Annotated in this window: 11 protein-coding genes; 9 read left to right on the top strand and 2 right to left on the bottom strand. The window is 55.2% G+C overall.

The genetic code is table 11. The annotated features are described in order from the left end of the window. Window positions 1–159 precede the first annotated feature (159 nt). The 4 genes from MWH02_RS08280 to MWH02_RS08265 all read left to right on the top strand — a co-directional run bounded on the left by MWH02_RS08280 (window position 160) and on the right by MWH02_RS08265 (window position 4,853). Window positions 160–2,289, top strand: coding sequence for a TonB-dependent siderophore receptor (locus MWH02_RS08280; RefSeq protein ID WP_271460311.1), 2,130 nt, complete (start codon window positions 160–162; stop codon window positions 2,287–2,289). A 40-nt stretch (window positions 2,290–2,329) separates the two neighbouring features. Next, window positions 2,330–3,439 carry an ABC transporter substrate-binding protein gene (locus MWH02_RS08275; protein WP_271460616.1) on the top strand — a complete coding sequence of 370 codons (1,110 nt, stop codon included), beginning with the start codon at window positions 2,330–2,332 and terminating at the stop codon, window positions 3,437–3,439. 116 nt (window positions 3,440–3,555) lie between these two features. Next, on the top strand, window positions 3,556–3,708 hold the full coding sequence (locus tag MWH02_RS08270) for a con-10 family general stress protein (protein ID WP_101761338.1): 153 nt from the start codon (window positions 3,556–3,558) through the stop codon (window positions 3,706–3,708). 248 nt (window positions 3,709–3,956) lie between these two features. After that, the gene (locus MWH02_RS08265) at window positions 3,957–4,853 is read left to right on the top strand and encodes an SDR family oxidoreductase (protein ID WP_101761337.1); all 897 of its coding nucleotides are present in this window, start codon (window positions 3,957–3,959) and stop codon (window positions 4,851–4,853) included. Between the two features lie 35 nt (window positions 4,854–4,888). On the opposite strand, the gene MWH02_RS08260 is transcribed toward MWH02_RS08265, so the two are convergent. After that, window positions 4,889–5,794, bottom strand: coding sequence for a LysR family transcriptional regulator (locus MWH02_RS08260; protein WP_210080217.1), 906 nt, complete (start codon window positions 5,792–5,794; stop codon window positions 4,889–4,891). 147 nt (window positions 5,795–5,941) lie between these two features. On the opposite strand from MWH02_RS08260, the gene MWH02_RS08255 reads away from it, so the two are divergent. Beyond that, window positions 5,942–6,688, top strand: coding sequence for an SDR family oxidoreductase (locus MWH02_RS08255; RefSeq protein WP_271460310.1), 747 nt, complete (start codon window positions 5,942–5,944; stop codon window positions 6,686–6,688). A 39-nt stretch (window positions 6,689–6,727) separates the two neighbouring features. Here MWH02_RS08255 and MWH02_RS08250 read toward each other — a convergent pair whose 3' ends face one another. Continuing rightward, complete coding sequence (locus MWH02_RS08250; RefSeq protein ID WP_271460309.1) at window positions 6,728–7,900, bottom strand: ROK family protein; 1,173 nt, start codon at window positions 7,898–7,900, stop codon at window positions 6,728–6,730. A gap of 152 nt (window positions 7,901–8,052) precedes the next feature. Here MWH02_RS08250 and MWH02_RS08245 point away from each other — a divergent pair, with 152 nt between their 5' ends. Genes MWH02_RS08245 through MWH02_RS08230 form a run of 4 tightly spaced genes read left to right on the top strand, consistent with a single transcriptional unit; the run spans window position 8,053 to window position 12,888 of the window. Continuing rightward, window positions 8,053–9,372 (top strand): MFS transporter, encoded by a 1,320-nt coding sequence (locus MWH02_RS08245; RefSeq protein WP_271460308.1) that lies wholly within the window; start codon window positions 8,053–8,055, stop codon window positions 9,370–9,372. Window positions 9,373–9,382: 10 nt separating this feature from the next. Beyond that, window positions 9,383–11,026, top strand: a complete 1,644-nt coding sequence (locus MWH02_RS08240) for a GMC family oxidoreductase (RefSeq protein ID WP_271460307.1) — start codon at window positions 9,383–9,385, stop codon at window positions 11,024–11,026. Further along, window positions 11,019–12,098 (top strand): M24 family metallopeptidase, encoded by a 1,080-nt coding sequence (locus MWH02_RS08235; RefSeq protein WP_271460306.1) that lies wholly within the window; start codon window positions 11,019–11,021, stop codon window positions 12,096–12,098. The genes MWH02_RS08240 and MWH02_RS08235 overlap by 8 nt, the downstream gene beginning before the upstream one ends. A 10-nt stretch (window positions 12,099–12,108) precedes the next feature. Beyond that, a complete protein-coding gene (locus MWH02_RS08230) occupies window positions 12,109–12,888 on the top strand; it encodes an SDR family oxidoreductase (RefSeq protein ID WP_271460305.1) in 780 nt (259 codons plus the stop codon). The last annotated feature ends 22 nt before the right edge of the window (window positions 12,889–12,910 follow it).

Below are 12,910 nucleotides of genomic sequence, written 5' to 3'. Positions count from 1 at the left end.
AGGTTTGTAGTGAATTACCCACTTACTACTTAGATCTAAGATGTAAGCCAATGAATTTAAGATAATAAAAATGTAACGGCTTCGTAATCATTTCCATTTACTACTACATTACAACATGGTTGAATGATTCTCAATTGCATTGCACCAGGTTAATAAAGAATGAATAACAACAAGCCGTCGGCTTTTAAATCTCAACGCCATCCCGCCATTCTGGCTGCGATTTACGGCGTCAGCATTTGGGGTTCCACCAGCAGTTTTGCCGCCGAGGAGAGCAACACGCTCACCGTTTCGGCGCAGGAAGATAACGCACAAGGTTACAACGTCACTAATAGCGCGATCGGCGGTAAAACCTCTACGCCGCGCATTAACCAGGCGCAGTCGGTCAGCGTGGTTACGCAGCAGCAGCTGGAGGATTATCAGGCGTCGAGTCTTGCCGACGCGATGCGTTTTGTCAGCGGCGTTACGGAAGGCAACACGCTGGCCGGCACCGAAGATGGCTTCGTGCGTCGCGGCTTTGGCAGCAATTCGGATGGTTCGATCTATCGCGATGGCGTGCGCAGCAGCCAGGGTTTGAACTTTGATGCCACCACTGAGCGCGTTGAGGTGTTGAAAGGCTCCGCATCGCTGCTGTACGGCATCCAGAATCCGGGTGGCGTAATCAATGTGATAAGTAAAAAGCCGCAGTATGAGTGGCACAGCAAAGTCAGCGGCCGAACCTCCAGTGAAGGCGGTGGCGCGGGCACGGTGGATGTCACCGGACCGCTTGGCAACGGCTTCGCCTTCCGCCTGATTGCGGAGAAACAGAATCAGGATTACTGGCGCAATTTCGGCAGCGAAAAGCACACGCTGATCGCGCCCTCGCTGCAGTGGTTTGGTGAGCAAGCCAGCTTCCTGATTAGCTATTCAGATTATCAGTACGACATTCCTTACGATCGCGGCACCGCATTCATCAACGGTAAGCCGCTGGATATGGGCTACAAAGATCGTCTGGATGACAAAGCCAACCATGCATGGGGCCACAACAAAACCCTCAACGCCCATTATGACTGGCAGTTTAATGATGACTGGAGCACGCGCGTCACGCTCGGCTGGAACCAGCGTCAATACGATAATAATGAAGTGCGCGTCACGGCGGTCAATGCTAACACTGGCGTGGTGACGCGTCGTGCCGATGCCAATCGCGGTTTTAACCATAAAACCAAATACGTTTCGTGGGACGTGATCGGCTCACAGCAAGTATTAGGGATGACGCACGATCTGGTGCTGGGCACCGATTACGAGATGATCCAAACCTATCGCGCGCATCAGTATCAGGGCAAAGCCAACACCGGTTTCAACTTCACCGATCCGCAGTACGATATTCTGTCGCCTGTTACCAACAGCAGCACCGAAAACAGCGCTAACGCCAATAACCTCAACCGCACGCACAGCCGTTCAATCTATGCCAAAGACAGCATCAGCCTGACGGAAAACTGGATTGCAGTGCTGGGCGGACGCTATCAGCATTACGAGCAACGCGCCTCGAAAGGTTTCGATCCGGTGGTGCAAACGCTGGACAGCGAAGGCAACAAATTCCTGCCGCAGGCCGGTTTGATCTACAAAGTGACGCCGGACGTTTCGCTCTACACCAGCGTGAGTAAATCCTTCACACCATCGACCGATGTTGATGATGATGGCAACGTCGGTAAACCGGAACAGGGCACCACATGGGAAGTCGGCAGCAAGTGGCAGATTTCGCCGAAGCTGTTTGCCAGCGTCGCGCTGTATCGCATCAACGAGCGCGATATGTCGCTAAGCATTAACGGCACCACGCGCGCCATTAATAAAGCGCGCTCCAGCGGCGCGGAATTTGAGTTAAATGGCGAAGTGCTGCCGGGCTGGGATCTCAGCGCCAACTACAGCTACGACAAAGCCGAGATCGTGGATGACGGTGTTAACGCGGCTAATAACGGCAATCGCCTGCAGAATGCGCCGCGCCACGCAGGCGCGCTCTATCTGAGCCATAATCTGGCGATCTCCGGCATTCCGGGCGATTTCCGCGTAGGCGGCGGTGCGCGCTATGTGGGAACGCGCGCCGGCGATCCGGAAAACAGCTTTACCCTGCCCGATTATGTGGTGGCGGACAGCTTTGTCACCTGGAACAATCAGCTGTTTGGCGAGAAAACCCAGCTGAAGCTCAATCTGAATAACCTGTTCAACAAACATTATTACACCTCCAGCGGCGGCAATCTGCGCGTGCGTGAAGGAGAAACCCGCAACCTGATGCTCGAGGCCAGCGTTGAATTCTGATTCGATAGTTGTACGACGTGCGCCAGGCTTGTCCGGCCCGATGTTGGTGGTACTGGCCTGTTTTCTGCTGGTGCTCAACAGCGTGGCCTGGGCAAAAACCATCACCGATATCGACGGTAATCGCGTTGAAATCCCCGATCGTCCGCAGCGTATCGTGCTGGGTGAAAGCCGCATGCTGTATACGCTGGCGTTACTGGAGCCCGGCGATCCGTTTCAGCACATTGTGGCGTGGCCGCAGGATCTGAAGAAGTACGACAGCCAAACCTGGAACAGTTTTGCCCGTCACTTTCCCCAGATGCTGAAAATTCCGTCGCTGGGTGCCGGCGGGCCGAACGCAATTAATCCCGAGCAGATTCTGGCGCTGAAACCGGACGTGGTGATTTTGCCGAGTCTGGCACGCTACGATGATGCCGACCTGCGCCTGGTCACCATGCTGAAAGCGGCGCACATTCCGGTGGTGAAGATCGATCTGCGCGTGCATCTGCTGAAAAACACCCGCCGCAGCGTGGAGATATTTGGCGAAGTGCTGAATCAGCAGGCGCGGGCAGAAGCGTTTAATCGTTTCTACCAGCAGCATATGCAGGTGATACATGATCGCTTAGCCAGCTATCAGGGCGCGAAACCGTCGGTGCTGCTGCAACTGCATCTTGGACGCCGTAACGAATGTTGCGTGACAGCGATCAACGGCAGCCTCGGCGAATTACTGAACGCGGCGGGCGGCGACAATATCGCCAACAAAACCCAGCACGGCGTGTTTGGTCGCCTGAGTGAAGAGAGCGTGATTGCCGCTCAGCCGCAGTACTATTTTGCTACCGGCTTTGGCGATAACGCCTCGCAGGGCTTACTGAAATTAGGGCCAGACGTGGCACCCGAAACCGTGCTGACTAGTTTCAAACAGCTCACCGCGCAGCAAAACGGTTTACGCGAATTATCGGCATTGAAAAATGGTCACTCGGCGGTGATCTGGATGAATTTCTACCTCAGTCCGTGGCACATTGCGGCGACAGAATTTATGGCTAAAACACTCTATCCCCAGCTGTTTGCGGACCTGGAACCCGAAAAGACCTTGCAGCAGATTTTTCGTGATTTCTTACCGATTCCTTATAGCGGCACTTATTTTATTAACATCCCGCCAGCGAGCAATAAATAATCACTTCCGCTCCGCTTGTGATTAATCCGAACCTCGCTAATCTTAAATTGCAGCACGGGCATGGCGTTGAAGCCCTTATTTCCGCCATGCAACAACAACTCACGAGAGGATGTTTTATGGCTGAGCATAGAGGCGGTTCCGGTAATTTTGCTGACGATAAAAAGAAAGCATCAGAAGCCGGTAAAAAAGGCGGAGAAAAAAGCGGTGGTAGTTTCAAAGATGACCCCGCTAAAGCATCAGAAGCAGGTAAGAAAGGCGGCAAGAAGTAGCCAACCATGTTTTAAATAGCACATAGCACCTTGGAAATCCGCCAGGGCACGGACGCCCTAAGCATTATCCCCTTCTGCAGTCGCACCTCGATAAATATTGTTAATTACCTCACGTTACTGCTGCACTTTTTAACCCCCTTTCGTTTACCGTTTCGTCTTAATAAATCTGATTGCTCACTTTCTAACGTGACAAACATCACATTTATGCCAGGCTTAGTTTATTCACCTCATGCGACAAGGAGATATATATGACATCGCAAACCACAAATAAAACCCTTATTACTGAAACGTATCCGGTTCCGCCATTTAAAAAGCAGACGCAACCGATGCCGGGTTTGGCGAGTAAAATGGATCCCCGCCCCGATCATGGTGAAACCAGCTATCGTGGTACCGGTAAATTGACCGGTCGTAAAGCGCTGATCACCGGTGGTGATTCCGGTATTGGCCGCGCCGTGGCAATTGCTTATGCCCGCGAAGGTGCTGATGTCGCCATCAACTTCCTGCCGGAAGAAGAGGCTGATGCGGCAGAAGTGGTAAAACTGATTGAAGCCGAAGGCCGCAAAGCGGTGGCGATTCCGGGTGATATTCGTTCGGAAGAGTTCTGTCAGAAGCTGGTGGATCAGGCGGCTGAGCAGCTAGGCGGATTGGATATTCTGGTGAATAACGCCGGACGTCAGCAGTTTAATGAATCCATCCTGACACTCTCTACTGAAGATTTTGACGCCACCTTTAAGACCAACGTCTATGCGATGTTCTGGATCACCAAAGCGGCGCTGAAATATCTGCCAGCTGGATCGTCCATCATCAACACCTCGTCGGTGCAGGCGTATCAGCCAAGCGCGATCCTGCTGGATTATGCGCAGACCAAAGCGTCGATTGTCGCGTTTACCAAAGCGCTTGCGAAACAGCTGGGTGAAAAGCAGATTCGCGTCAACGCGGTTGCGCCTGGCCCGTACTGGACCGCGCTGCAGGTGAGCGGCGGACAACCGCAAGAGAAAGTGGAGAAGTTCGGTGAATCCGCACCGCTGGGTCGTCCGGGACAACCGGCTGAAATCGCCCCGCTGTACGTCACGTTTGCCGATGTGAAAAACAGCTTCACCTCCGGCCAGGTGTGGTGCTCTGATGGCGGCACCGGCACGCTGTAATCATCTTTGGGGTCGCCATTCGTGGCGATCCCGCTCTACCCGTTCAATCGTTCAGGAAACACGTCCCTCAGCCATCCGATAAATACCCGTAATCGCTGCGTAAGATGACGATTCTGCGGATAAACCACATGAAATGGATAATTCCCCGGACGCCACGCCGCCAGGATCTCAACCAATTTTCCCGCCTGTAAATCTGCTGCCGCTGCATAGCGGAAGGTCTGAATAATCCCTAAACCCGCAACCGCTGCCGCCAAATGCGCGTTACTTTCATTGACGCCAATCCGATGCTCACTCTTAATCTCAAGCTGCTCTTCGCCCTGGGTAAAACGAAACGGAAACGCCCTGCCGCTCTGCGGTGACAAATAGCTCACCATGCGATGACCATTTTTCAGCTCCTGCGGATAAGCCGGTACGCCATAGGTTTTCAGATAGCCCGGCGCGGCGCAGGTAATCATCTCCGCATCCCCTAAATGACGCGCCACCAGCGACGAATCGCTAAGCGGACCGCCGCGAATCACGCAATCGACGTTACCGCTGATCAAATCCACCGCGCGATCCGCAACGCCAAGATCGATACGAATGTCCGGATAGCGGGCAATGAAATCGGGCAGCGCCGGAATCAACACATCGCGCGCGGTTGAGCCGCCAATATCAATACGCAGATAGCCGCCAGGTTTGGCGCTTTCCGCATTAAACGAGTGATCGATATCTTCCAAATCGCGCACGATGCGCAGCGCTTTTTCATAGTAATCGCGCCCTTCTGGCGTCACCGTGACGCGCCGCGTGGTGCGTTGCAGCAAGCGAATGCCGAGATGCGCTTCCAGTTCCTGCACCAGTTTGCTCAGCGTGGCATTCGGCATATCGAGCGAATCCGCCGCACGCGTAAAGTTGCCCGCTTCGACGACGCGCGCAAAGGCCTTTATCGCCAATAACTGATCCATGCTGTTTTCCGCCGCCTTAAATTATCCACACATAGAAATAGTCATTTCGATTTTACACCATTTATCAGCAAACGCCGTGAAGATAGATTGCTTCTCATGCACTGCAACGCAGTCATCAAAACCTCATCACCCATTGGAGAAGCAAACATGAACGCACTCAACGGCAAAATCGCATTGGTAACCGGCGGCACAACTGGCATTGGTCTGGCAGCCGCGCAGGAGTTGGCGACACAAGGCGCACGCGTGTTTATCACCGGTCGTCGTCAGGCGGAGCTTGATGCGGCAGTCGCCAGCATCGGTGCCAGCGCCAGCGGTATTCGCGCTGATGCTGCGGTGCTAAGCGACCTCGACAACGTTTACGCAGAAATCGCCAAACAAGCAGGCCGTCTCGATATCCTGTTCGCCAACGCCGGTGGCGGCGACATGCTGCCGCTTGGCGCCATCACCGAAGAGCATTTTGACCGTATCTTTGGCACCAACGTGCGCGGCGTGCTGTTTACCGTGCAGAAGGCGTTGCCGCTACTGAGTGACAATGCCTCGGTGATCCTCACCTCGTCCACCACATCGGTTCAGGGTACTGCCGGATTCAGCGTATACAGCGCCAGTAAAGCCGCGGTGCGCAACTTTGCCCGCTCATGGGCGCTGGATGTGAAAGATCGCGGTATTCGCGTTAACGTTGTGAGTCCCGGCCCGGTGCGCACGCCAGGTTTGGGTGGTTTGGTGCCGGAAGATCAGCAGCAAGGATTGTTTGATGCGCTGGCGGCGCAGGTGCCGTTAGGTCGTCTTGGCGAACCTGGCGAAATTGGCAAAGTGGTGGCGTTTTTAGCGTCCGATGCGTCCAGCTTTATTAACGCCGCTGAGCTGTTCGTCGATGGCGGTATGGCGCAGGTCTGAAAGCTATTTTCTAGGTCGCCATTTATGGCGACCACGCTCTCAAGCCGCACTGGGTTCCGCCTCCACATACAAATAACCAATCCCCAGCACCTGCCGCGCCCGATCCAACTGACCAAAATGCACATTGGTGCCTTTGCTTTTCAACGCATCACGCGGATCGAACGGATTAAAATCGATCTGTCGCACAATGGTTTGCAACCAACTGTCACCAAAGGTACAGCTGCGACCATATAACCAAATCTGATTAATATTCAGCGTGTTGAGAAAATTATATAAGCTCATACCAATCGCTTCGGCGGCGCGCTGTGCCCACGCTACAATCCAGGGTTCGCCCGTTTGCCACGCTTGCAATAACTGCGTGCTACTGGGCTGCGGCGCTTCGGGATCGCGCTGATGAGCCGCCTGTTTTAAGGTGCTGAGTGAGGCCACCGTTTCCAGACAACCCTGACGTCCGCAACTGCAGCGCTGGCCGTTAGGCTCAATGATGGTGTGGCCGATTTGGCCGCTGCCGTACAAATTGCCGCGAAAAATCTCACCGTTGATCACAAATGATGAGCCGATACCGTAATCCACATTGATGACGCAGAATTCGCTGAGCGCATTGCGATTTAACCACTTCTCAGCCAGCGCCAGCATCACGCAGTCGTTATCCACACGCACTTCCACGCCGAGCTTCTCCTCCAGCAGAAATTTCAACTGCAACGGCGTTTTCCACGCGGCCTGCGGCATATGCTGTGACACACCGGTGACCGGATCGACCTGACCATGCACTGCCAGCGCCAGATTAATGCGTCGCTTCGGCCACTGTTTGCAGGTTTTCCGCCACACCGCCTCAATCTCACTGAGTAATGCTTCCGGCGTTTCCGCTTTGATGGCGACTTGCTCAAATTCTCCCTGCGCTACCAGCTGCGCATCGGCCAGTTGCCGTTCAATGCTGCTCGGTTTGACGCATAAACACAGCGTCCAGGCTCCGTTGGATGGCAGTTCAAAACTGCCATTGCTGTTACCGCGAGCGCTCATTAGCGCCTCAGAGTGTTGCAGTTTTCCTTCATCCAGCAGCGCCTGCAAAATTTTGCTGGTGGCTGGAATGGTTAAGCCGCTGAGGTGTGCCAATTGAGATTTACTGAGTTGCTTATGCCGCCACATCAGCGACATAAACAGCGCCTTATTATGTTTTCGCACCTGCAAATTGTTCAAACCCACCGGCTTCATTTTGTCTCCATCACACCCAATACGCCCCGTTTACTAAACAGAGTTTACTGTCTTTTGTGATGGTTTCGCCATCCTCTTTACTACCGTTGCCTTAAAGTTCGTGCTCATCCCAATAACAAAAAAATATCCTCACCTCTCAAGAGACATTGAACATGACAACATCACCTGCAAACCATCCGTGGCTGATCCGCCTCGGCATTCCACCCGCGCTGGCCTGGGGCTACGTCGCTGTATTGCTGTTTATGATTGGCGATGGCGTGGAGTCGAACTATCTGGCGCCTTACCTGCATGAAAATGGTTTCTCACTCAATATCGCGGCGGCGGTGATCGCCTTCTACGGCGTCACCGTTACGCTCGGTTCGTGGCTGGCCGGTTCGCTCTCCACACTCATTGGCCCGCGCAAAGTGATGCTGGCAGGCGGTGTGATCTGGATTGTGTTTGAAGTGCTGTTCCTCGCCATCGCCTTGCCTTCCCATAGCGTGGCCTTGCTGGCGTTAACCTACGGTTTGCGCGGCGTTGCCTACCCCATGTTTGCCTATGCGTTTCTGGTGTGGATTCAGGCCGCCGCACCCGCCGATATGCGCGGTTCAGCAACCGGTTGGTTCTGGCTGGCGTTTACCGGCGGCTTGCCCACGCTGGGATCGCTGGTGGCGATCTTCTCAATACAGTTGATTGGTGAATATGCCACGTTCTGGCTTTCGCTTGGGCTGGTTGTGTTGGGGTTGCTGGTCATGGTGATCGCGCTGAAAGAACGCAGCGGCTATCAGTCGTTGCTCGATGAGCAACACCGTCAGCAGAGCGTTGCGCGCACGCTGATGGGCGGCATCGATATTTTGTGGCGTGAACCGCGCATCGCCGCGGCTGCCGTGGTTCGTATCATCAACACCACGCCTTACTTCGGCTTCTTTATTTTCCTGCCAGGCTTTTTCACCGAGCAGATTGGATTTACGCAAACCGAATACCTCAGCCTGATCACCATCATGGGTTTAGTCGGCATGAGTTTTAATCCCATTGTCGGCAAGCTCAGCGATCGCATCGGCTGGCGCAAGGTGCTGACAGTATTTGGTGGACTCGGTTCCGGCATCTCAATGTTGCTGATGTATTTTGTGCCGCAATGGAGCCACGGCAGCTTTGTCCTCAGCGTCATCTGCGCGTGTTTATATGGCATCACTTTGTGCGGCTATGTTCCCGCTGCCGCGCTGTTCTCTTCCCTGTGCCAGCCAAAAGATAAAGGTAACGCGATGGCGATTTACTGCTTTGCTGCCGGGCTTTCCACTTTCTTTGGCCCCGCGCTCTATGGCGCCTTTAACGCACTGTTTGGCACCTCGGGCGTGGTGTGGGGTTACGCCGCTTTGTACTTGATCAGCGCCCTGGTTTCCTGGTGCTTCCTGCTCAGCCCACTGGATCCCGGCGAGCAGCATAATCCCGAGGCGCAGCGCCTGCGTCGTTTAGATTCTGTCGCTTCAGAGTAAAGAGAGAACCATGAAAGAGTTTGATTACATTGTGGTGGGCGGCGGCAGCGCCGGTTGTATCGTCGCCGCCAGGTTAGTCACGGAAGGCAACGCGCGCGTGCTGCTGCTGGAAGCCGGGCGCGATGAGTATCACCCGGTGCTAAAGATGCCCGCAGGTTACATGAAGTTTCTCGCCAGCGACAAATTCCTCACCATGCACCAGACCGAGCCGCAGCCACAGCTCAACGGACGCGGCGTGATTGTGCCGCAGGCGAAAGTGTTGGGCGGCGGTTCGACGGTCAATGCAATGGTGTATATGCGCGGCCATCGCCAGGATTACGCCGACTGGAACAGCGCACTCGGCAATCAGGGCATCGACTGGTCGTGGGATGCGCTGCTGCCGCACTTTACCGCCATCGAGGATAACGATCATCTCGGCGCGCCCCATCACGGCATCGGCGGGCCAATGAAAGTGTCGCATCTCGGCCACTTCAGCCCACTTAGCCGCGCTTATGTGAAAACTCTGCAGGGATTGGGCATTCCTTACACGCCGGATTTCAATACAGGCAATCCGTTTGGCGTAGGCTTTATGCAGCACACCATTAACGGTCAAACGCGCCAGCGCTGCAGCGTGGTGGATGCCTTTATTACGCCGCTGCGCCATGACGCGCGCTTGACCCTCGTCACCGGCGCGCAGGTAGAAGAGATCCTGTTTGAGGGCGCAAATGCCAGCGGCGTACGCTACACACAGGATGGCCATCCGCAACGTGCCTGCGCGCGTAAAGAGGTGATTCTGGCTGCCGGTGCCTATCAAACGCCGAAGCTGCTGATGCTCTCCGGCATCGGTCCACAAGCCCAGCTAAAACAGCATGGCATCACGCTGCGTCAGCATTTGCCGGGTGTCGGCAAGAATTTGCAGGATCACTATGAAGTGCCGGTGGTGGCCAGCACCAACGGTGCGTTTGGCTATTATGGTCAGGATCGTGGCTGGCCGATGGTCAAAGCCGGCTTGCAATATATGTTGTTCAAAACCGGTCCGGTCACCACCACCGGCGTGGAAACCTGCGCCTTCTTTGACCCAATCGATTTCGGCGCCACGCCAACGATTCAGATGTTTTGCGTGCCTACGGTGTATCTCGACCGCGACGTGATGGGCGCCGATCCCGGCCATGGCGTTACCGTCAATTCGCTGCTGCTGCGCCCCAAAGCGACCGGCGAGGTCACGCTGCGCGATAGCAGCGCCAGCAGCTTGCCGATTATCGATACACAAATCTTTGGTCATCCCGACGATTTGGCGCGCACCATCGCCGGTTTCCGTTTTGCGCGTAAGGTCATCACCGCGACGCCCATCGGCGCGATGGTGCAGCAAGAGATTTTCCCCGGTGCAGAGATTACGTCAGATGAAAAGATTGCCGAACACTGCAAGCGCATGGTGAAAACCGGCTATCACCCGGTCGGCACTTGCCGCATGGGCCACGATAACGATCCGCTGGCGGTGTTACACGATGACCTGCGCGTGCGCGGCGTTAACCGCCTGCGCGTGGTCGATGCCTCAATGATGCCCAACATTATTAGCGGCAACACCAATGCTATTGTGATGGCAGTGGCCCATCGCGCCGCTGAACTGATGTTGCAGAGGCAGCAGAGCGAGAAAAAGGAGCACGCTTATGAGTGAAAAATTATCCCGCCTGCAGCGCGTACTTGCCTCCTGGCAACTCGATGGTGTGCTGCTTACCCGGCGCGATAACATCGCCTGGCTGACCGACGGTGCCAGTTTTTACGTAGTGGAACGCGCCGAAGTCGGCGTGGCCAGCTTGCTCATCACGCAGGACAAGGTTTTACTGCTCGCCCCTGAAAATGAGATGCCGCGTATCCTCGCCGAAGAATCGCTGCCGTTTGCCTGTGAAACGCTGAGCTATCCGTGGTTTCAATCGTTAAATACCCTGTTGCCTGAGGGCAAATTCGGCAGCGATACGCCGCAAAACGGCATGTCTGATATTCAACAAGCGATGGTCGCACTGCGACAGGGCCTGAACAGCAACGAGCAGCAGCGATTTAAAGCGTTGGGGCGTGAAGCCGCGCAGATTGTCGAAGGCGTGGCGCGTCAGTTACAAGCAGGCGTGACGGAATGGCAGGTAGAGGCCGAGATTGTGGCAGCCTGTCTGGCACGCGGTATTCGTCCGATGTGCACCTTAGTGGCGGCTGATGAGCGTATTAGCGCGTTCAAACACCCGGTGCCCACGCAGAAAAAGCTGCAACAACACATGCTGATCACGCTCGGCGCCGAGCGCCACGGGCTGCACGTGAGCCTGACGCGGTTAGTGCATATCGGCCAACCTGGACCCGCATTACGCCAGCGCCTCAACACGTTGTGCCAGATCCACGCCGATATTCTCTGTGCAACGCAGCCGGGCCAAAGCTGGTCAACGCTATTTCAGGCAATTAAAGATGCCTATCAGCGGCACGGACATGGCGATGCGTGGCGCGATCATCATCAGGGCGGCCCGGCGGGTTATGGTTGCCGCGACGTGATCCTAACGCCAGATACGCGCGGCGATATTCATTCTGATATTGCCGTGGCGTGGAATCCCACGCTCAGCGGCGTAAAAAGCGAAGATACCTTTTTACTTACCGCTGAGGGCTGCGAAGCCTTAACGCGCAGTGGCGAATGGCCAATGATTACCGTGCAGCGCGGCGAGAGCAGGTTGTACTTTCCAGACTGGCTGGCATTACCGGCATCTTCATAAGGAGGCGATTATGTCATCACGATTACCTAATAAAACCGCGCTTATCACCGGTGCTGGCAGCGGCATAGGCAGCGCAATCGCTACACTTTTTGCGCAACAAGGTGCTCGCGTGGCGCTGTTCGATCTTGACGGTGAAACCACCGAAGCGCTGGCGGCAGAGTTGAAGCAGCAAAGTGGCCAACACTGTTTTGCCTATAGCGCAGATGTCACGCAACCCGAGGAGGTGCAGCGGGCGGTGAGCGAAGCGCAGCAAGCGCTGGGCCCGATTGATATTCTGATCAACTGCGCGGGCGTGAATGTGTTTCGCGATCCGCTGGCGCTGGAAGATGACGACTGGCAGCGCTGTATGGAGGTCAATCTGAAAGGACCCTTCAACCTGATCCGCAGCGTGCTGCCGGGCATGCTGGCGCGCCAGTACGGCAATATCGTTAACGTCGCGTCGGTACACGGGCACAAAATCATTCCCGGCGCGTTTCCCTATCCGGTTGCCAAGCACGGTTTGATTGGCCTCACGCGTTCGCTGGGCGTGGAGTACGCCAGCCAGGGCATTCGCATTAACAGCATTTCTCCGGGTTTGATCATGACGCCCGCCGCTGAAGCCTGGCTGGCAAGCTGTCCCGATCCGCAAGCCGAGCGTGAACGGCAGGCCGCTTTGCTACCGTGCAAACGTATTGGTGAACCGCAGGAAGTGGCATATACCGCGCTGTTTCTCGCCTCGGACGAAGCGCGCTTCATCAATGCCACCGATATCCTGGTTGATGGCGGACGCAGCCAGATTTATCACGAGTAATAAATGATATTTTATCGGGTCG

The sequence above is a fragment of the Pantoea leporis genome (genome assembly GCF_028048155.1).
GTDB classification, from domain to species: domain Bacteria; phylum Pseudomonadota; class Gammaproteobacteria; order Enterobacterales; family Enterobacteriaceae; genus Pantoea; species Pantoea leporis.
Note: the sequence above shows the minus strand (reverse complement) of the source record. Positions and strands in the feature narration are given on the sequence as shown.

Coding starts and splice junctions, on each gene's coding strand:
- MWH02_RS08260 (WP_210080217.1), bottom strand. CDS start 5,794: ATGGATCAGTTATTGGCGATAAAGGCCTTTGCGCGCGTCGTCGAAGCG.
- MWH02_RS08270 (WP_101761338.1), top strand. CDS start 3,556: ATGGCTGAGCATAGAGGCGGTTCCGGTAATTTTGCTGACGATAAAAAG.
- MWH02_RS08265 (WP_101761337.1), top strand. CDS start 3,957: ATGACATCGCAAACCACAAATAAAACCCTTATTACTGAAACGTATCCG.
- MWH02_RS08280 (WP_271460311.1), top strand. CDS start 160: ATGAATAACAACAAGCCGTCGGCTTTTAAATCTCAACGCCATCCCGCC.
- MWH02_RS08275 (WP_271460616.1), top strand. CDS start 2,330: ATGTTGGTGGTACTGGCCTGTTTTCTGCTGGTGCTCAACAGCGTGGCC.
- MWH02_RS08245 (WP_271460308.1), top strand. CDS start 8,053: ATGACAACATCACCTGCAAACCATCCGTGGCTGATCCGCCTCGGCATT.
- MWH02_RS08235 (WP_271460306.1), top strand. CDS start 11,019: ATGAGTGAAAAATTATCCCGCCTGCAGCGCGTACTTGCCTCCTGGCAA.
- MWH02_RS08230 (WP_271460305.1), top strand. CDS start 12,109: ATGTCATCACGATTACCTAATAAAACCGCGCTTATCACCGGTGCTGGC.
- MWH02_RS08255 (WP_271460310.1), top strand. CDS start 5,942: ATGAACGCACTCAACGGCAAAATCGCATTGGTAACCGGCGGCACAACT.
- MWH02_RS08240 (WP_271460307.1), top strand. CDS start 9,383: ATGAAAGAGTTTGATTACATTGTGGTGGGCGGCGGCAGCGCCGGTTGT.
- MWH02_RS08250 (WP_271460309.1), bottom strand. CDS start 7,900: ATGAAGCCGGTGGGTTTGAACAATTTGCAGGTGCGAAAACATAATAAG.